Genomic DNA, 18,243 nt, shown 5'->3' with positions numbered 1-18,243 from the left:
CATGTACGACGGCGCCCTGGCCGACCTCATCGACCAGTTCGGGCAGCTGCCGGGCATCGGCCCGAAGTCCGCGCAGCGCATGGCCATGCATGTGCTGGATGCGGAGCCCGAGGACGTCGCGCGCCTCGTCGACGCGATCAACGCCGTGCGTGGGCGCGTGCGCCACTGCGACATCTGCGGCAACCTCACGGAAGAGGACGAGTGCTCGATCTGCCGCGACGTGCGCCGCGACCCCAGCGCGATTTGCGTCGTCCAGGAGCCCAAGGACATCCAGGCGATCGAGGGTGCGCGCGTCTTCCGCGGCCGCTACCACGTCCTCGGCGGCGTCATCGATCCGATCCACGGTGTGGGGCCCGACCAGCTCAACATCGCCTCGCTCATGAGCCGCCTCGCGGACGGCACCGTCGTCGAGGTCATCCTGGCGACCAACCCGAACGTCGAAGGCGAGGCGACGGCCGCCTACCTCGCGCGCATGCTCTCCACGATGGGCGTCGAAACTTCGCGCCTGGCGATGGGCCTGCCCATGGGCGGCGACCTGGAGTATGCGGACTCGGTGACGCTGGGCCGCGCGCTCGAAGGGCGCCGCCGCCTGTAGGCACCCGCGACCTGCGGCGTTTGTCGCGCTGCGGGCCGCGCGTCCCCCTGTTGGTGACGCACGTGTGACACAATCGTAGGGTCCATGCTGTGACAGACGAGGAGTCCATGATGGCGATGCAGGCTAGCTCAGGCGCGCCCCGAGTGCTGGTTGTTGACGACGAGGCGATGCTGGCGGACCTGCTCTCGCAGGCGCTGCGCCACGAGGGCTGGGAGACGGCCACGGCGAAGGACGGGCTGGATGCGCTGGCGAAGGCGACGAGCTTCCACCCGGACGTCGTGATCCTCGACGTGCAGATGCCGCGCATGGATGGTCTGGAGACGCTGGAGCGCCTGCGCGCTCGCGACCCGGAGCTGCCGGTCCTCTTCCTCACCGCGCGCGACGCGGTCGCGGATCGCGTGCAGGGCTTGCGTGCGGGCGCGGACGACTACGTGACGAAGCCCTTCGACCTGGACGAGGTGGCGGCCCGCGTGGAGGGCCTGCTGCGTCGCGCGGGGCGCACCCAGCAGGCGGCGTCGACGGTGCTGCAGGTCGCCGATCTGACCCTCGATGTGGACTCGCACGATGTGCGCCGTGGCGGGGAAGACATCACGTTAACGAACACTGAGTTCGAATTGCTCCGGTATCTCATGGAAAACGTTGGAATCGTGCTGTCCAAGCAGAAGATTCTGGACGCCGTGTGGAGCTACGACTTCGGCGGCCAGGTCAACGTCGTCGAGCTGTACATCTCCTACCTGCGTAAGAAGATCGACGCGGATCGACCGGCCCTCATTCGCACGGTGCGCGGCGCCGGTTACATCATGCGGGAGCCGCAGTGACGCGGCGACCGTCCCTGGCTGGGCGTCTCTCGCGCGCGCTGGCTGCGTGCGTCGCCCTCGCGCTCATCGTCATGGTGGCGGCGTCCACGTTGGTGATGCGCTCCTGGATGCTCGGCAACATGGACTCTGAGCTGCACCGTCTCTCCGAGCGTGCGGGTGAGCATCTGGATGTTGACGACGCGCCGGACGATGAGGTCGATGCGGACAACGACTCCGACGACGACGATTCTGACGATGCTGGTGCCCGCGCGGTCCCGCAGTCGGGTGGGCGTGCGCCTCGTCCCGGTGGGCCGATTGTGCCCGGTGGGCCTGTTATCCCCGGTGGGCCCAAGGGGCCGGGGTTCGGCGGTTCCGGCATCGCCGAGGGCACTCTCCAGTACGTGAGCGAGGATGGGCAGGCGGCAGGCGCGGTTGTCTCCAACTTTTCGGTGACCTACCTGAATGAGCCCGCGTTGGAGATCCTGGCGCATGTGCCCACCGATGGCGCCCCGCACACCGTGCACCTCAAAGAGTTGGGCACGTTCCGAGTGACTTCCCAGGTCGTCGATGACAAGACCGTGCTCGTCGGCGTGCAGATGGACAGCATCGATGACGTGGTCCTGATGCTTGTTGCGGTGGAGGTCGGCCTGTCCCTCGTCGTCGCGATTGCCGCCGGGTTCGCCGGTCGGGCGTGGGTGCGCCGCGAGCTGCGTCCCCTCGGTGTCGTGCGCGCGGCAGCCGCCGACATTGCGAGACGCGACCTGGCCGACGACACCGAGGAGCTGACCCGTGTCGGCGAGGAGGCCACCTCCGGTCCCGTTGAGGTCGCGGACGTCGCGGGGGCCCTGAACTCGATGATCGACGCGGTCGAAGACGGCATGGAGCGCCGCGCCCGCAGCGAGGCGAAGCTGCGCCAGTTCGTCGCCGACGCCTCGCACGAGCTGCGCACGCCGCTGGCCTCCGTGCAGGGCTACGCGCAGCTCGCGCGCCGCGACATTGACGAGGCCTCCCGGACCCAGGCGCTTGAGCGCATCTCCTCGGAGGGGGCGCGGATGGCGTCCCTCGTGGAGGAGATGCTGACGCTGGCACGGCTGGACGGCGACCGCGCTCTCAAACGCGACAATGTCGACGTTATTCCGCTGATACTGGACGCGCTGTCAGACGCCCACGTGGTCGCTCCCGACCATGTGTGGGAGCTTGGCGAGGCCGCGGACGCGCCCGTCATCGGCGACGAGGCGGCCCTGCGCCAGATCCTCACCAATCTCCTCGCGAACGCCCGCGTGCACACGCCCGCCGGCACCCGCGTGACCGTCTCCCTGACCCGCGCCACCCAGGGGACGGAATCCGACAAGGGCGCCCCGGCCTCGTCGATGGTGACCCTGCGCGTCGCGGACGACGGTCCCGGCATCCCGGCCAACATCCGCGACCGCGTCTTCGATCGTTTCGTGCGTGGGGACTCCTCGCGCACGCGCGATGGCCGCGGCTCCTCGGGCCTGGGAATGTCGATCGTCGAATCGCTCGCCCGCGCGATGGGCGGGTCCGCGCGGCTGGTCGACTCCGAGAAGGGGACCGTCATCGACGTGACATTGCCCGCCGCCTGAGCGCGCCTGCGCGGACGGCGATTCCGCGCGCTGATCAGGATCGTTGCAATTCCGGGCATTAAAGCGCTGTGTGGCCTGGGTCGCCCCGGCGCGTCCCATGTCACCTGCGCCCACATGCCGGTCTTTCGCGGCGCGATGCCTGGCGGGCCGTAGGATTGTTATGGTGGCCTGCGCCACCTGAAGACGTGCGAATCGGCACGTACAGATAGAAATGAGGCTCTAGTGGCACTGATCGTGCAAAAGTACGGCGGTTCTTCCGTCGCCGACACCGAAGCCATGAAGCGCGTCGCCCAGCGCATCGTGGACACGCACAACGCGGGACACCGCGTCGTTGTCGTCGTATCGGCGATGGGTGACACGACCGACGACCTGCTCGACGCGGCCGCAGCCCTCACGGACACCCCGCCCGACCGCGAAATGGACATCCTCCTGTCGGCCGGCGAACGCATCTCGATGGCCCTCCTCGCGATGGCCGTCAACGAACTCGGCGTCGAAGCCCGCGCCTACACCGGCGCGCAGGCCGGCATCCAGACCGACAGCCGCTTCGGAGCCGCCCAGATCGTCGGCATGGTCCCCGAGCGCGTCGCCCGCGCCATCAAGGACGGCCAGGTCGCCATCGTCGCCGGCTTCCAGGGCATCTCCAAGGACGACGACGTGACGACGCTGGGCCGCGGAGGCTCCGACACGACCGCCGTCGCCCTCGCCGCAGCCCTGCACGCCGACGTGTGCGAAATCTACACGGACGTCGACGGCCTCTTCTCCGCCGACCCGCGCATCGTCCCCAAGGCCCACCGCCTGCGCACCCTCACCCAGGAAGAAACCCTGGAAATGGCCGCGCACGGCGCCAAGATCCTCCACCTGCGCGCCGTCGAATTCGCGCGCCGCTACGGGGTCCCCCTGCACGTGCGCTCCTCGTTCTCCGAAAAGAACGGCACCTGGATCTCCGACTCCCCCGCAAACCCTGAACTCAAGGGCCTCGTGCCCGACGCAGCCCTGAAGTCTCCCGAGGAAAACGCCATGGAAAAGCCCGTCATCTCCGGTATCGCTCACGACCGCTCCCAGGACAAGATCACCGTCACCGACGTGCCGAACAGCCCCGGCGTCGCCGCCCGCGTCTTCGCCGTCGTCGCCGAGGTCGGCGCCAACATCGACATGATCGTCCAGAACCTGCCGATCTCCGACCCCACCAAGGCCAACATCACCTTCACCCTGCCCGAAGGCGACGCGCAGAAGGCCCTCGACGCCCTCGAGGCCCACCGCGACGAGATCGGCTTCAACGAGCTGCGCTACAACCCCAACATCGGCAAGCTCAGCCTCGTCGGCGTCGGCATGCGCACCAACCCCGGCGTCTCCGCGCGCCTGTTCAGCGCCCTGTCCGACGCGGGCATCAACATCGACCTGATCTCCACCTCCGAGATCCGCATCTCCGTCGTCACCCGCCTCGACGACCTCGACCGCGCCGTCCAGGCCGTCCACACCGCCTTCGGCCTCGACGCCTCCGAAACCGAGGCCGTCGTCTACGGCGGCACCGGCCGCTGACCGTTCATCGACGAGGCCCGGGCGGGCTCCGCTCATCCGCGCGGTTCCGGTGCTCCCGGAGCTTCCGAGAGTGTGCCCCGGCCTCGTCCCCATAGATTTCACCCAGCGTTCGCCCCGTCGTATGGGCGCGCGCACCAACACAAGGAGAACACCATGAGTGGATTCAATGTCGCCGTCGTCGGCGCCACCGGCCAGGTCGGCCGAGTTATGCGCGCCCTGCTGGAGGAGCGCGGCTTCCCGGTCGAGACGATTCGCTTCTTCTCGTCCGCGCGCTCCGCGGGCCAGACCCTGCCCTGGAAGGGACAGGACATCGTCGTCGAGGACGTTGCGACGGCCGACTACTCCGGCATTGACATTGCCGTGTTCTCCGCGGGCGCCACCGCCTCGCGCGAGTACGCCCCCAAGTTCGCGGCCGCCGGCGCGGTCGTCGTCGACAACTCCTCCGCGTGGCGCAAGGACCCCGAGGTTCCGCTCGTCGTCTCCGAGGTCAACCCCGACGACGTCGACAACCGCCCCAAGGGCATCATCGCGAACCCCAACTGCACCACCATGGCCGCGATGCCCGTCCTCAAGCCCCTCGTCGAGGCCGCGGGTGGCATCAAGCGCCTCTTCGTGTCCTCCTACCAGGCCGTCTCCGGGTCGGGCCGCGCCGGCGTCGCCGAGCTGACCAGCCAGATCGAGGCCGGCGTCAAGCAGGACCTGGCAGCCCTGGCCCTCGACGGCCGCGCCGTCACCCTGCCCGAGCCCGGCGTGTACGTCGCGCCCATCGCCTTCGATGTCGTGCCGCTCGCCGGCTCCATCGTCGACGACGGCTCCGAGGAAACCGACGAGGAGCAGAAGCTGCGCAACGAGTCGCGCCGCATCCTGCATACCCCGGACCTCGCCGTGTCCGGCACCTGCGTGCGCGTCCCCGTCTACACCGGCCACACCCTCACCATCCACGCCGAGTTCGCCGGCGACATCACGCCCGACCAGGCGCGCGCCCTGCTGGCCGAGGCTCCCGGCGTGCGCGTCGTCGACGTCCCGACCCCGCTCGAGGCCGCCGGCCGCGACGAGGTCCTCGTCGGCCGCATCCGTCACGACCAGGCCGTCGACGGCAACCGCGGGCTTGTGCTCGTCGTCTCCGGCGACAACCTGCGCAAGGGCGCTGCCCTGAACGCGGTCCAGGTCGCCGAGGTGGTGGCTGCGCGACTGCGCTGAGTGTTCCACTGACTGCGTGAACGCGCGGCGGCCCTCTGGGGCTGCCGCGCGTTTCCGTTGCTTGGTTGCTGTGTGGCGCCGCTGGTGTTCCGGGCGCCGGAGGGCCCGGCCGCCCGCGAGGCTAGGCGACCTCACTTCGTTCGGCGCCGCGCCTCGAAGCCCGCCCGTGCCCTCCGGTCCCTCCGGCGCCCTTCACACCGGCGGCGCTTGTGGTTCTGGTGTGCCCGGCCAGGCCCCGCCGCCGCCCACCGGCACCGCGGCAGGTCCCTTCGGTGCCCTCCGCACCGGCGGCGCTGTGTCGCTGGCGTGTGGCTTGGTGCGTGTTGTTACAAACGTCGTCAATCTGAGGTGTTTTTCGTGTGGATTTCTGATCCGTTGTTACAAACGTCGTCAATCCATCGGCTTTTTCGCTGATAATGGTGGTTTTTTGGCTTGGATTGACGACGTTTGTAACAGAGGTCCTCGTGAGGCGACTCGAATTGCGTTGGTTTGACGACGTTTGTAACGTCGGCCGTCCGCTGGTCGCTCGGCCAGGCCCCGTCGTCGCCCACCAGCACCGTGGCAGGGTCCTCCGGCGCGCTTCACACCAGTGGGGCTAGGTCGATGTGAATAGCCCTGCCAGGCCCTGCCGCAGCCAATGGGCGTCGCAGCCAGGCCTCGTCGCTACCGCACGGGTGTCGCGTCCAGACCTCACTTGCCGCATTGCTGAGACCGCACCCAATTTCGCACGTAATTCCCCTGCGACTATTTCAAATATTGAATTCAGGTCGTTGGAATTGCAACGTTTTCTGGCTTTGTTGACACTTCATCCAATCGAATTACGTGCGACTTTTCGGGCGGCTTGGCCCCACCGCCCTCAAAATTTCGCATGCAATTCTCTTGAATGTGTTTCATGGTTTGAAGTCTGATCGTTGGAATTCTGCGGATTATGGGGTCATGGTGTGGAGGGCCGATGTGGAATTGCATGCGGAATTGAGGGAGTTCCCTTTTCAGGGGCATTGCACTACTTGGGTAGGCATTGCACTGCTTAGTTGCCAGTGCAATGCTGTTCTATCTGGTGCATTGGTGCTGTATCTAGTGCACTGCTTCGTTGCGATGAAACCGGTGACACCTTTGCGGGCCTGAGTGAGTGCTGGCTTGAAACTGGTGACACCTTTGCGCGGGGAAAATGTTGGTTTTTCGGGTGTTGAGGGCTCGCAATGGTGATTGCGGTTTCATTGGTCAGCCCGGGGAGGCGAGCATTGGTGCCGGCGGTTTCACGTGGAAAATGTGAGTGCGTAGTAATGGCCTTGAACGTTTAGATTTCGAGTAGTTGCCGTGCTGGGCGTGTTCTTTCGCGCTTGGTGGCACTCCGGCCAGGTGTGCGATCCCTACGGCACCCTCCACGCCGGAAGTGGTGGGGGTTTGCACTACATGAAGCCGTCGTACAGCGTGTCGCCGGCGTGTCGGACCCCCGTGTAGTGCAATTCCCCCACGCTGCTCAGTGCTGCATCCGGTTTTGTGCGTGCACCGGGTTTCCCTCGTGTGTTCGCGGCATATCCAGCGTCGTCTGTGCCATCGGATCCGCGCCGGGACCCCAGCCCAGGGCGCGTCGACCACCTCCACCACCACACACCCATAGCCCTGTGTGATTACGCCACAACCCGGGCAGCCGGAAAAGTGATCGCAGGACTCCATGTCGAGAATCAGACCACAGGCACGTCGAGCGACAGCGATCAGATGGAAGCCCTCCAAACCGACGAGCAGATCACAACGATCAAGCGATGTAGAGCAGCAGCAGGTGGGTGAGACACCGCCCGAGGTCCTTGAAGACAGCGGGGGTAGAAGTCCGCTCATCATCAAGGACCTCGACCTCTACCCGCAACCCCCGACCAACATCCGGTCACCCATACTCAACTCGGAAGAGCCAGTTTGCCTTCGAGCGCACTCAAAGGTTTAGCGTAATAGACATGTTGGAAGAACGGTTAGAGCAAGCCCTTAGGCTCGCGATCGATCCACCCGGAGGGCTAAATACTGCGGCGTTGCGCGACCTGATCAGAGATGACGAGAACACTCAGTGGGATATCGCTACCACTGCCGAGTATTTGGGAATCAGCGCACATACGCTGCGCTATTACGAACGCGCAGGGCTGGTGAAAGTAGGACGCGACGCATCCGGCCATCGGCTTTACGATGCTGCGGCTGTACGGCGTATGGTTTTTCTTACCCGAATGCGGGTCTCTGGAATGTCGATTGCCCAACTCCAGCATTACATTTCCTTGGTTGAACAAGGTGCAGAAACAGTGCAGGAGCGTCTTGATTTGATGCTGGAGCATCGCGACATCCTTCGGCAACGAATAGAGGATCTTCAGTTATCGCTGGCAGCTACCGAATTCAAGATAGCAATGTATCAGAAAGGTTCCCGTCCATAATGAGTGATCAGTACGATATTGATTCCGTCGATAATCAGCGACGTCGTGATCTTGGATTGCAGGTTCTCTCCCGTATCGACGGAGATGCTGGTCAGAGTGTTATCGAATCACTTTCCGCGTCAAACCCTGCTTTAGGACACCACATTGCCGCATTTGCTTTCGGGGATATTTACGATAGGCCCGGTCTGGATGCACGCAGTCGCCAGCTAGTAACCATTGGCGTATTGACTGCATTAGGCGGATGTGAACCTCAACTTAAAGTTCATGTTGGAGCGGCACTCAATGTCGGGATTTCCGAAGAGGAAATTCAGGAAGCTATCCTGCACGCATCAGTGTACTGCGGCTTTCCGCGAGCACTGAACGCTACTTTCGCAGCACAGGAAGCAATTGAGTCACGGCGGAACTACGACAGGTAAGTTGATGCGGAGGTGCTGTATGCATCAATTTCCGTTTCGGTCTAGTTGGCCATCAACTTGAAAAAGAATTCTGGGTTTCCTGTCGAGTAGTACTGGTACCAGGTGTTGATTGTCTCTACCGGGTAGACGTCAAGGTACTCCAGTATGGCTTTTGCCCAGTCCAGCCCGGCGGCTGAGTTGGCGGTGATGAGGTTCTTGTCCACCCAGACGTTTTCAGTAGCGTCCCGCATAGTGGTGTAACCGTGGGTGGTCGGCCTGTTGCTTGTTATGGGTGCGCCGTGTGATCCTTCGAGAAAGCTCGAACTCGTGTGTGGAGACGATCTGTCAGTCCATTGGCATCTAGGCAAAGGTGCTCTGCGCACTCGTGGAGTGCTCTACCCGGTTCACGATGTTGCTCTACGTGCCTAACGGACACGCAGTCGTCGAGGTTGACGATGTCATTATCGATAAGTGTGCAGGCTTACCTGACTCCTTGCGTTTGTTACTGAGGTGGGACTGGGGCAGCGATCTGGCTTAGCGTGGCAAGATTGCCTCGGAGCGTGGGGTTTGATGTGTACTTGTGTGACCTGCATTGGCCCTGGCAGTGCGCAATGAACGAGAACACGAACGGGCTCCTGCATCGATTACATGCCCAAAGGCTCTGATCGTTGGCCCCCGAGCGAAGCAGCCCTGGACGTCATCGCTGACAATCGGGGTGAGCGCCCCGGCAAAACGCTCAACTGGGACACACCCAAGCAACGCCTCGAACTGCTGCTCAGGACATAACCCGTCTTGCAACCACCCCTAGAATCCGGCCTCTCCCTCCTCGAACGGGGGTGTGATAGTTCCGTGTCGGTCGATAATTCGCGCGGGCTTCAACGGCGCGTCTCGAACGACATTGAGGAGCCGGTCGAAGGTTTCCATCGCGGCGTGACGTTTGGAGGGAACGAACTCCAGAGCGGACGCGTACGGACTGATCTCGTGACCCTTACCTGACAGGGTGTTAGCCAAGCTTGCTAGCGGGTTGGCTCGTGTACCTTCTTCAATAGCTCTCACGATCCAGGAGCGACATTCGTTGACATCGTCAGCCCAGGTACGGAATACCTGCCCGGTGAGTTCTTGGTGCCAGGAGTAGTCGTCCGAACTGCTGGTTAGTGTCCATCCCGGCCACAGCGCATCGAAATCCTCCAGGTGCATGTCCCTGTCCTGGAGCGACCACCAACGCAACGAGCGTGCTTGGTAGTCCACGAATATCCCGGTGGTCGGAACATAGTCATCCGTGGTCTGCTCCCACGCATCCGATTCATCCGGTAGCCGGGAGGCGACCTCGCGAGCCAAAGCCAGGAAATTCTCAGGACCGCATCCAGTAAGGTCATCCAGGAAGCCGTAGGCGCGCCAGGTGACCATGGTGCCGTCTGCCATGCGCACGGTGATGGGATCAACTCCGTGCCACTCATCCCATGGCTCTAGACCGGGCGCGCGATCACACGGCAAACGATCAGAACGGTGTGTGAAGATGGTGGCCGGATCGACGCCCGCAGCCCAAAGAGTTCCACGGGTTCCTTCGGCTGACCAGGCGGCCGTCCACCCAGGCCAGGTGTGCTCAACGAGGTAGTTGATAAGTCGAGGCATGTAGAGTGCCTCACTCTCCTCTGCCCACACCACCAGTTTCCTGGTCTCGTCGATCAGAAGTGTGCCCTCAATCCACGTCGCCCCCTTCCAAGCATGCGGATCATCAACACCCATCGGAGACATACGACGCACACGCTCGTAGGTGGCTTCCATACCGTCGATCGCAATGTCCAGTCCGACCGTTTGGGCCGCCGAGTGGTTGTAGTAGATCTCCCAACCAGAGTAAGTCTTAAGCAAAACACCTAACCGGGAACCCATCGTGACACCTCCAAGCGGGAGAACAATTTGTCCGACACTATACGTTCCTGAACGTCCTTGCTAGCCGGTGGTGCGCTCGATCAGGGTCGTGCACGCACTGGCCTGGCCACCTGCGCCACTACCACACAAATCGCTTACACCCATGACACAGTCGACCAACATTGGTCAGATACCCGCAAACGAAAAGACTCCGGATTTATCAAATCCGGAGTTGAAATGGAGCGGGCGACGGGAATCGAACCCGCCTCTGAAGCTTGGGAAGCTTCCATTCTACCGATGAACTACGCCCGCAATTCATCGTCCCGAAGGAATCGACCCGTCGATCATATCGTCACGCCGGATGGCCGCGCAACCGGCGCCACCCGGCACTCAGCCTCCGCACCATCGACACGCGGACGTGCCCGATACACTGAGGTCGCCCAACTGATTGGAGTTCCCATGCCTCGTCCCGTGGTGGCGGCCGCGATCGTCGATTCGCTGCGTGAGCCCACGATGCTGCTCGCCTGCTCACGCGCCTACCCGGAAGAGCTGCGCGGCCAGTTCGAGCTGCCCGGCGGCAAGGTTGAGGACGGCGAGGACCCAACAGCCGCCCTGACGCGCGAGATTGCCGAGGAGCTCGGTGCCCGCGTCATCATCGGTGAGCGCGTGTGTCCCGAGGAGGGCCAGTGGTGGCCGATCTTGGGCGGGCGCGTCATGGGCGTGTGGCTCGCCGAGGTTGCGGCCGGCTCGCCCGCACCGCATGTGGGTGCGTCGCATCTTGAGGCCAGGTGGGTGTCCCTCGCGGACCTCGCCGCGCTGCCGTGGATCGTCGCTGACCTGCCGATTGTCGAGGCCGTGGTCGCCCGCTGCGCTCGCTGACAGTCCGGCGGTGCGCTTGGGGGGCGCCGGTAACGGGTGTGGGTGAGCGTCGCAACCGGTGTCGTTGCCTGAACATGCAGTTCATCCCGCATGCCCTCCCATTTGACGACACATAGGGGAAAGATGTCAGAATAAGTGCATGCCGAAGATTATTGGGGAGTCCCTCGCCTCTCACCGCGAACTGACCCGCACGCGCCTGTTTGAGGCTCTGGGGTCGCTGATGGGGGAGCAGTCCTTCGAGTCGATCACCATGAGTCAGATCGCCGAACGTGCGGGTGTTGGGCGCACGGCGGTCTACAACCACTTCGCGGACAAAGAGGTGTTGCTGCTCGCCTACATGCGCGAGGTGACCAGTGAGTTTGCGCGTGTCCTGACGCAGCGCCTCGAAGCTGAGCCGGATCCCCTCATGCGTCTGCGCATCTACATTCGCTCCCATCTGCAGATGATCGGCCGTTACCACGTGAAGGCCGGCATGGGTCTGCGTCGCCAGATGTCCGGGCAGGGTGCCTCGCACCTCCATGATCATGCGGGCCTTGTGGGTGAGGTCCTCATCGGCATTCTCGACGAGGCCATGGAATGCGGGCTGATCGCCGAGCAGAATACCCTCGGTGCGGTTCACCTGATCCACGCGACCCTGCAGGGTCAGCGCCTCCCCAAGGACCCGGACCATCGCGAATCCGCGCTTGCTCTGGTCGAGACCTTTATTTTGCGAGGCCTGGGCGCTTCGGAGGAGAATGTGTGTCAGGTCACCGCGCGCGCTCTTCCTTCGGGGGAATAGTTGGCGCACCGCGCCCGTTGAGTAAGACAGTTCATGCGAGGCCCACGGGCCCGCCCCAACGACCGTCGGATAAGCCGGCGACAATAGGAGAATCATGGCTACCGTTACCCTTACGCAGGAGAACTTCGAGCAGACCGTGTCCGCCGGCGGCATCGTCCTGGTGGATTTCTGGGCAACCTGGTGCGGCCCGTGCCGCCAGTTCGGCCCCATCTTCGAAGAGGCCTCCGAGAAGTACCCGGACATCGTGTTCGGCAAGATCGACACTGACGATCAGCAGCAGCTGGCGATGGCCGCGCAGATCACCTCGATCCCGACCCTCATGGCCTTCCGTGACGGCATCGCAGTGTTCCGTCAGTCCGGCGCCCTGCCGCTGTCCGCCCTGGAGGATCTGATCTCCCAGATCCAGAACCTGGACATGGACGACGTGCGCAAGAAGATTGCCGAGTCTGAGCAGAAGTGACGACGCGCAACTAACTGAAAGGGGCCCCGAGGCATCGCGCCTCGGGGCCCCTTTCGTCTACTAACGTTCGGTACGTATGCCTGCGCCACTGACGCGCCGCCTGTGCCGCTTACGCGCTGAGCGCTCGCGGGAGGCGTCGGGTGATGAGCTCACGGTCGGCGTGGTCGCCCACCATGAAGGAGTATTCGCCGACGATCTCAAAGCCGTGGCGCGCGTAGAAGCGCTGCGCCCCGTAGTTTTCGCTCCACACGCCGATCCACAGGGTGCGCGGGCCGTCGCGCTCGAGCCACTCGAGCGCCGTGTTGAGTAGGAGCGTGCCGCGTCCGCCGCCCTGGTGTCCCTGCAGGATGTAGAGGCGCTGGATTTCCCCATCGTCAGGCGACACGTCCGGGTGGGGCAGGTGTGCGGGGCATGCGGTCACGTAGCCGATCAGGGTGTGAGGGCCAGACGAGGCCGGGGCCTCGTCACCGGTTTTCGGTGCGCCCGGGTGGGCGGCGGGGGAGGAGTGCCCAGGCGCTGCCACGGCCTCGTTGGGTGAGTCTTCGACAAGCAGCCACGTCGCCCGGTCCGGATCTGCGAGCTCGGCGCGCAGGACATCGGGCGTGTAAGCCTCGTCGAGGAAGACCGCCAGGTCTGTGGGGTCGTAGAGGTGGCCGAAAGTCTGCGTGAAGCAGGTGCGCGAGAGGGAGGAGAGCGCCTCTGCGTCTGCGGGGGTGGCGCGGCGGATCATGGCTGCCTTTCGTTGATTCCTTACCCATCGTAGAGGCGAGGGAGCGCTCCGCCCAGCGGTCGGGATAGACCCTGAGAAAACCCTGAAAAGACGGGGATAGCGTTGCTGCGTGAATGAGGCGCACCTTACAATTGGGCGACGCCGTTCATCGAAGGAGACGCACGTGGCACACAAGACCCGCACCGCCCAGGTGCTCGACATCGTCAAGGTTCTTGCCTGGGTAGTTATTGCCGTGGCCTTGGTGAAGTTCGCGTTCTTTCCTGCCGCGCAGGAGGATAAGAGCACTGACGGCATGGACCCGGGCGGCAACTTCGGGCAGATGACGATCGAGGTGGGCCGCGCCGACATCACGAACACTGTGAGTGTGACGGGTACGATCCAGGCCGACGAGCCGGTCGTCGCCCGCGCGACCCTGGATGGCAACGTCGTGCGCACCTTCGTCAACGACGGTGACAAGATTGCCAAGGGCGACGCCATCGTCCAGATCCGCAAGGAATTCCCCGGTGAGACCCGTCAGGTCACCGACGAGGAAGGCAACGTGAGCGTCGAGACCTCCGAGCCGACCTACAAGTACGAGACCGTTGTCTCGCCCGGTGATGGAACGGTGTCGACGGGCGTGCTGGTCGGCCAGCAGTTCGCGATCGGCGACACGGTTGCGACGATTGCGCCCGCGACCTTCTCCGCGGTTGCCTCCCTGAGTGCGGACCAGATGTACCGCCTCCAGGACGCCCCGTCGACCGCGACCGTCACGATTAAGAACGGCCCCGCGCCCTTCGAGTGCTCGGGCGTCAAGCTGGTAAGCCCGACCGGCAAGGCGCAGGATCCCAAGGCGAATGCCGGGTCCGATAACGGCGCCTCGTCCTCGACGGATCTGAAGGCCCGCTGCGCGATCCCCTCCGATCAGACGGTGTTCGCGGGCCTGCAGGTGACCCTCGAGATGACGGCGGGCTCGGCGACGGGTGTCCTCGCGGTGCCGATCTCCGCGGTCGAGGGCCGCTACCAGTCCGGCACCGTCTACCTGCCGACCGACGACCCGACGAAGCCGGAGAAGCGCGCGGTCACCCTGGGCATCACGGACGGCAAGATGGTCGAGGTCAAGGAGGGGCTGACGGAGGGCGAGGAGATCCTCGAGTTCACCCCGACCTCGAACAAGGACAACCAGGACGGGCAGACCGGCCCCTATGGCGGCATGGACTCTGGCATGGCCGGGGGCTCGGGCGGCACGGCGGGCACGCAATGAGTCTCGTGTGCCTGCGGGATGTGACCCGCACGGTGACCCTGCCTGACGGGGATGACTTGCACATTCTGCGCGGCGTCAACCTGGACGTCGCGCAGGGCGAGCACGTTTCCATCGTGGGCCGCTCGGGCACCGGCAAGTCCACGATGCTCAACATTATCGGCCTGCTGGATACCCCCACGTCGGGCACGTACGAGCTGGACGGTGTGGATACGACGCGCCTGGGCGAGGGGCGCCGCGCGCGCATGCGCGGGGAAGATTTCGGCTTTGTGTTCCAGCAATTCAACATCTTCTCGGCGCGCACGGCTGCCGAAAACGTCGAGGTTCCCCTCCTGTACGCCCCCGGCCCGCAGCTGCTGCGCAGGCGCTCGATCGCCGTCGACATGCTCGAGCGCGTGGGCCTGGGCGAGCGCGCGGACTCCTACCCGGGCGAGATGAGCGGCGGCGAGCAGCAGCGCATCGCGATCGCGCGCGCCCTCGTGCGCCGCCCGCGCGTCATCCTCGCCGACGAGCCGACGGGCGCCCTCGACCCGGATACGGGCCGCGTCGTCATGGCCCTCCTTGAGGAGGTCGCCCGCGAGTCCAACGCCGCGCTCATCGTCATCACGCACGACATGGCCGTGGCCGCGCGGGCACAGCGCGCCTACGAACTCTACGACGGCACGCTGCACGAGGTCGAGGATCCTTCCGCTCTCGCGCACCGCGCGGAGGCCGGGCACGGTAGCGACGAGGCCGGGGCCGAGCAGGTGGGCACAGAACCCGCTGTGGCTGAACCTCCGCTCCCGCCCGCCGAGGGAGACCCGGAAGCCGAGCAGGCCTCGGCCCCCGCAATGTCGGAGGAGGGTGAGCAGTGAACGCCGTTAGTCAGATCCTGGGTGCGCTCATCGAGGCCTGGGGCGAGGTCAAGGTCCAGAAGGCGCGAGTCGTCCTCTCCCTCGTGGGCGTGGTCGCGGCTGTGGCCGCCATGACGATCGTCATCGCGCTCGGCGACCTGCTCCTGCAGTCCTCGCGCGAATTGGCGGAGCTCTACGAGGGGCGCTCCGTCACCCTGCGCCTGACCCCCGAAAGCTCCTCGAACGCCTCGCAAGGACCGGCGGCCGGCGGCCCCGATCAGGATGCGTCCGATCCCGCCTCGGCCACCGGCGCGCAGACGGCGAAGCGACCCGACGAAAAGGACACCATCGGCGAGGCCATGGGCACCCTGGCCGAACGCACGGACATCCGCTACTGGTCGCGCTTTTCCAGCGGGGGCGGCGACATCGTCGAAACTCGACAGGCGCGCTCCAGTGGACAATTCCGCGGCTATCCCCTGACGAAGATTGGCGACATGGTTGACGGCGTCGCGTTCCAGGGCGTGGACCCCTCCTATGCGGTCATCTACCGCACTCGTATGCTCGCGGGACGCTGGGTCGAGAGCAGCGATGCCGACCAGCGCCTGATTCCTGTCGTCATTTCGCAGACTCTCTGGGATCAGCTGGGGCGCGCCCCCATCGACCAGGTTCCGATCGTCCTGCATACGAGCGACGGTGTCGCGATGCGCGTCGTCGGCGTCACCAAGTCGAAGAGCTCCTTCGACATGCCCACCGTGTTCGCGCATTACGACGCGGCGCGCGTCTCCTTCCCGCAGATGACCTCCCCGGCCATGATCGCCTGGGTGGGCACCGAGAACGCCGACCAGGCCCGCGAGACCCTGCCGCGCGCCCTGGCCTCGATCCTCGGCGAGGGCTGGAAGGTCTCCGTCTCCGGCGGCGAACACGAGGACATCGGGGAGGAACAGCTGGGTACCATCTCCAACGTCATCATGATCATCGGCGGCATCATCGTGTTCCTGGGCGCCCTGGGCCTGCTGAATGTCGCGATCGTGACCGTGCGCCAGCGCGTGCGCGAGATCGGTATCCGTCGGGCAGTCGGCGCCTCCGCGGCACGCGTCTTCTTCGCCGTCTTCATGGAGTCCGTCGTCGCGACCTTCGTCGCCGGCGTCATCGGCGTGGGCATCGCGGTCGTCGTCGTGCGCTTCCTGCCCCTCGAGGCCCTGGGCGTCACGCTCAGCGACACCCCGGCATTCCCCGCCGGGGCCGCCATCGCGGGCGTTGCCATCTCCACGAGCATCGGCGCCCTGTGTGGCATCATCCCGGCGCTCGCGGCCGTGCGCATCAAGCCGATCGACGCGATCCGCTACTGATTCATTGACGAGGCCGTGGGTGCCTCCCGGGACCGCGGCCCTTGGGTGAAGGGTCCCCGGCCTCGTCCCTGCCTATGGGTCATCGAGGGAGGGTGACCCGATTCGTGTCCTGGTCGTAGACGATCATGCCTTCTTTGATGAGGGCGCGGTAGACGCGGGTGGGCTGGTAGCGATCCCCGCCGTCGATACGGGCGACGTCGAGCACGCGGCGCTTGGTGAGGCCTTCCTTGCCCTCGAAGTGTGCGGTGCGCAGGGCTTTCATGATGCGGCCACGTGCCTGGCGGTCGGTGCCCGCGTAGGGCTGGGGCGTGGGGCGCTTCTCGTCCTTGGGGTAGCCGGCGGCGGCCCACGCGCAGTTGTCGTGGATCGTGCACTGATCGCACGACGGGCTCAGCTGGGTGCAAACCAGGGCGCCGAATTCCATGAGAGACAAACTCACCTCGGCTGCGTCGTGCCCATTTTCTGGGAGAAGTTGCTCGGCGCGGTTATTTTCTGCTTTTGAAGGGGTTGAGTGGGGAGGGAACTCCCGACCGTCCAGAAATCTGACCAGCACGCGACGCACGTTTGTGTCCAAGACCGGCACCCGGATTCCGTGCCGGAATGCGAGGAGTGCGCTGGCGGTGTAGGTGCCGACGCCCGGCAGGAGGGTGAGTTCCTTCATGGTGAGAGGAACCTTGCCGTCGTGCTTCTCGACGATCGTCGCGGCGCAGGCTTTGAGGCGCAGGGCGCGCGACGGGTATCCGAGGTTTGCCCAGGCAACAATGATGTCTGCCGATGATGCAGCCGCGAGGTCAGCGGGAGTGGGCCAGCGTTCCATCCATTCGAGCCAGATTGGCTGGACCCTCGAGATGGGGGTTTGTTGGCTCATGATCTCAAAGACGAGGGTTCCCCAGTCAGAGACATCGGCTGTGCGCATTGGTAGGTCGCGTTTGTGCGTCGTGAACCACTGAGGCAGGTCGCAGTGGAGTGCGCGTGTGGCCTCCGCCGTTGGATTTATGAACACTCAGTCAGTCTATGGAACAAAGCTTCATTGTGACGAACGAAGGGAATTTAGCTGTGAGCTGATGCATAAAATTGGGGGATTGTTGTACAAAATCGAAAGGGTCCGCTAGTCTGACCATGTTTTTGAAAAACGCCCCTTGCGGGCCCCATCAACACATAGGAGACAACATGTCCGCTCCTCAGCAGCCCGGCTACAACGCTCCCGTCCAGGGCAAGTCCCGCATGGTCGCCGGCCTTCTCAACCTGTTCTTCGGTGGCTTCGGCATCGGTGACTTCTACCTCGGCTACACCCAGTACGCCATCTACAAGATCGTCATCTCCCTCGTGCTCGTGGTGCCGGCCGTCGTCCTGGATCTTGGCTTCATCTCGACCATCTTCAGCCTGCTCTACTACGCGTGGGGCGTCGTTCTGCTCGTCGTGGCCATCATGACCTTCCTGGGCAAGTGGATCTACGAGAAGGACGCCAACGGCGTTCCCACCGTCTGAGTTGTGCCTGTGTGCGCATTAAGCGCGCGCTAACAACGTCACGCGCGGGGCTCGGCTTCATGCCGAGCCCCGCGTTTTTTGT

General features: G+C 64.5%; 19 protein-coding genes and 1 tRNA gene. 14 read left to right on the top strand and 6 right to left on the bottom strand.

The genetic code is table 11. The features are described 5' to 3' along the window. Position 1: 1 nt before the first annotated feature. The 5 genes from recR (at position 2) to CYJ22_RS05915 (ending at position 5,732) form a co-directional block, all read left to right on the top strand. Positions 2-595, top strand: a complete 594-nt coding sequence (recR, locus tag CYJ22_RS05935; RefSeq protein WP_034465224.1) for a recombination mediator RecR — start codon at positions 2-4, stop codon at positions 593-595. 107 nt (positions 596-702) lie between these two features. Beyond that, positions 703-1,413, top strand: a complete 711-nt coding sequence (locus tag CYJ22_RS05930; protein ID WP_101601811.1) for a response regulator transcription factor — start codon at positions 703-705, stop codon at positions 1,411-1,413. Then, positions 1,410-2,993, top strand: coding sequence for a sensor histidine kinase (locus tag CYJ22_RS05925; protein WP_243390465.1), 1,584 nt, complete (start codon positions 1,410-1,412; stop codon positions 2,991-2,993). Before CYJ22_RS05930 ends, CYJ22_RS05925 begins: the two co-directional genes overlap by 4 nt. Positions 2,994-3,215: 222 nt before the next feature. Continuing rightward, positions 3,216-4,532: an aspartate kinase gene (locus tag CYJ22_RS05920; protein ID WP_101601809.1), complete on the top strand. Its 1,317-nt coding sequence runs from the start codon at positions 3,216-3,218 to the stop codon at positions 4,530-4,532. 153 nt (positions 4,533-4,685) lie between these two features. Beyond that, positions 4,686-5,732 carry an aspartate-semialdehyde dehydrogenase gene (locus CYJ22_RS05915; RefSeq protein WP_101601807.1) on the top strand — a complete coding sequence of 349 codons (1,047 nt, stop codon included), beginning with the start codon at positions 4,686-4,688 and terminating at the stop codon, positions 5,730-5,732. A gap of 1,221 nt (positions 5,733-6,953) precedes the next feature. On the opposite strand, the gene CYJ22_RS10285 is transcribed toward CYJ22_RS05915, so the two are convergent. Then, a complete protein-coding gene (locus tag CYJ22_RS10285; RefSeq protein WP_231284072.1) occupies positions 6,954-7,409 on the bottom strand; it encodes a transposase family protein in 456 nt (151 codons plus the stop codon). Between the two features lie 272 nt (positions 7,410-7,681). Between CYJ22_RS10285 and CYJ22_RS05905 the strand changes: the two genes are divergently transcribed. Both CYJ22_RS05905 and CYJ22_RS05900 read left to right on the top strand, forming a co-directional pair. Then, positions 7,682-8,143: a MerR family transcriptional regulator gene (locus CYJ22_RS05905; RefSeq protein WP_081493532.1), complete on the top strand. Its 462-nt coding sequence runs from the start codon at positions 7,682-7,684 to the stop codon at positions 8,141-8,143. After that, entirely contained in the window at positions 8,143-8,559 is a 417-nt protein-coding gene (locus CYJ22_RS05900; RefSeq protein WP_101601805.1) for a carboxymuconolactone decarboxylase family protein, read from the top strand. Before CYJ22_RS05905 ends, CYJ22_RS05900 begins: the two co-directional genes overlap by 1 nt. A 41-nt stretch (positions 8,560-8,600) precedes the next feature. Here CYJ22_RS05900 and CYJ22_RS05895 read toward each other — a convergent pair whose 3' ends face one another. From CYJ22_RS05895 to CYJ22_RS05885, 3 genes are all read right to left on the bottom strand, one after another. Next, complete coding sequence (locus tag CYJ22_RS05895) at positions 8,601-8,789, bottom strand: hypothetical protein (RefSeq protein WP_048677403.1); 189 nt, start codon at positions 8,787-8,789, stop codon at positions 8,601-8,603. Positions 8,790-9,342: 553 nt separating this feature from the next. Further along, positions 9,343-10,428 (bottom strand): hypothetical protein, encoded by a 1,086-nt coding sequence (locus tag CYJ22_RS05890; RefSeq protein ID WP_101601803.1) that lies wholly within the window; start codon positions 10,426-10,428, stop codon positions 9,343-9,345. Positions 10,429-10,645: 217 nt separating this feature from the next. Then, positions 10,646-10,719, bottom strand: a tRNA-Gly gene (locus CYJ22_RS05885). A gap of 147 nt (positions 10,720-10,866) precedes the next feature. Between CYJ22_RS05885 and CYJ22_RS05880 the strand changes: the two genes are divergently transcribed. The 3 genes from CYJ22_RS05880 (at position 10,867) to trxA (ending at position 12,524) form a co-directional block, all read left to right on the top strand. Beyond that, a complete protein-coding gene (locus CYJ22_RS05880; protein WP_101601801.1) occupies positions 10,867-11,286 on the top strand; it encodes a (deoxy)nucleoside triphosphate pyrophosphohydrolase in 420 nt (139 codons plus the stop codon). A 139-nt stretch (positions 11,287-11,425) separates the two neighbouring features. After that, complete coding sequence (locus tag CYJ22_RS05875) at positions 11,426-12,064, top strand: TetR/AcrR family transcriptional regulator (protein ID WP_101601799.1); 639 nt, start codon at positions 11,426-11,428, stop codon at positions 12,062-12,064. A gap of 94 nt (positions 12,065-12,158) precedes the next feature. Next, complete coding sequence (gene trxA / locus CYJ22_RS05870; protein WP_101601797.1) at positions 12,159-12,524, top strand: thioredoxin; 366 nt, start codon at positions 12,159-12,161, stop codon at positions 12,522-12,524. A gap of 109 nt (positions 12,525-12,633) precedes the next feature. Here trxA and CYJ22_RS05865 read toward each other — a convergent pair whose 3' ends face one another. Then, complete coding sequence (locus CYJ22_RS05865; RefSeq protein ID WP_101601794.1) at positions 12,634-13,254, bottom strand: GNAT family N-acetyltransferase; 621 nt, start codon at positions 13,252-13,254, stop codon at positions 12,634-12,636. A gap of 163 nt (positions 13,255-13,417) precedes the next feature. Between CYJ22_RS05865 and CYJ22_RS05860 the strand changes: the two genes are divergently transcribed. The 3 genes from CYJ22_RS05860 to CYJ22_RS05850 are packed head-to-tail and all read left to right on the top strand — an operon-like array spanning position 13,418 to position 16,673. Continuing rightward, positions 13,418-14,494, top strand: coding sequence for an efflux RND transporter periplasmic adaptor subunit (locus tag CYJ22_RS05860; RefSeq protein WP_101601791.1), 1,077 nt, complete (start codon positions 13,418-13,420; stop codon positions 14,492-14,494). Beyond that, the gene (locus tag CYJ22_RS05855; protein WP_050980964.1) at positions 14,491-15,345 is read left to right on the top strand and encodes an ABC transporter ATP-binding protein; all 855 of its coding nucleotides are present in this window, start codon (positions 14,491-14,493) and stop codon (positions 15,343-15,345) included. The genes CYJ22_RS05860 and CYJ22_RS05855 overlap by 4 nt, the downstream gene beginning before the upstream one ends. Further along, positions 15,342-16,673 (top strand): ABC transporter permease, encoded by a 1,332-nt coding sequence (locus tag CYJ22_RS05850; protein ID WP_101601789.1) that lies wholly within the window; start codon positions 15,342-15,344, stop codon positions 16,671-16,673. The genes CYJ22_RS05855 and CYJ22_RS05850 overlap by 4 nt, the downstream gene beginning before the upstream one ends. 79 nt (positions 16,674-16,752) lie before the next feature. Here CYJ22_RS05850 and CYJ22_RS05845 read toward each other — a convergent pair whose 3' ends face one another. After that, complete coding sequence (locus CYJ22_RS05845) at positions 16,753-17,589, bottom strand: base excision DNA repair protein (protein ID WP_101601786.1); 837 nt, start codon at positions 17,587-17,589, stop codon at positions 16,753-16,755. 254 nt (positions 17,590-17,843) lie between these two features. On the opposite strand from CYJ22_RS05845, the gene CYJ22_RS05840 reads away from it, so the two are divergent. After that, positions 17,844-18,161, top strand: a complete 318-nt coding sequence (locus CYJ22_RS05840) for an NINE protein (RefSeq protein WP_101601784.1) — start codon at positions 17,844-17,846, stop codon at positions 18,159-18,161. The last annotated feature ends 82 nt before the right edge of the window (positions 18,162-18,243 follow it).

It is taken from the genome of Schaalia odontolytica (assembly GCF_002847525.1).
In the GTDB taxonomy this organism is placed as follows: Bacteria; Actinomycetota; Actinomycetes; order Actinomycetales; family Actinomycetaceae; genus Pauljensenia; species Pauljensenia odontolytica_B.
This window is presented reverse-complemented; position numbering and strand designations above follow the sequence as displayed.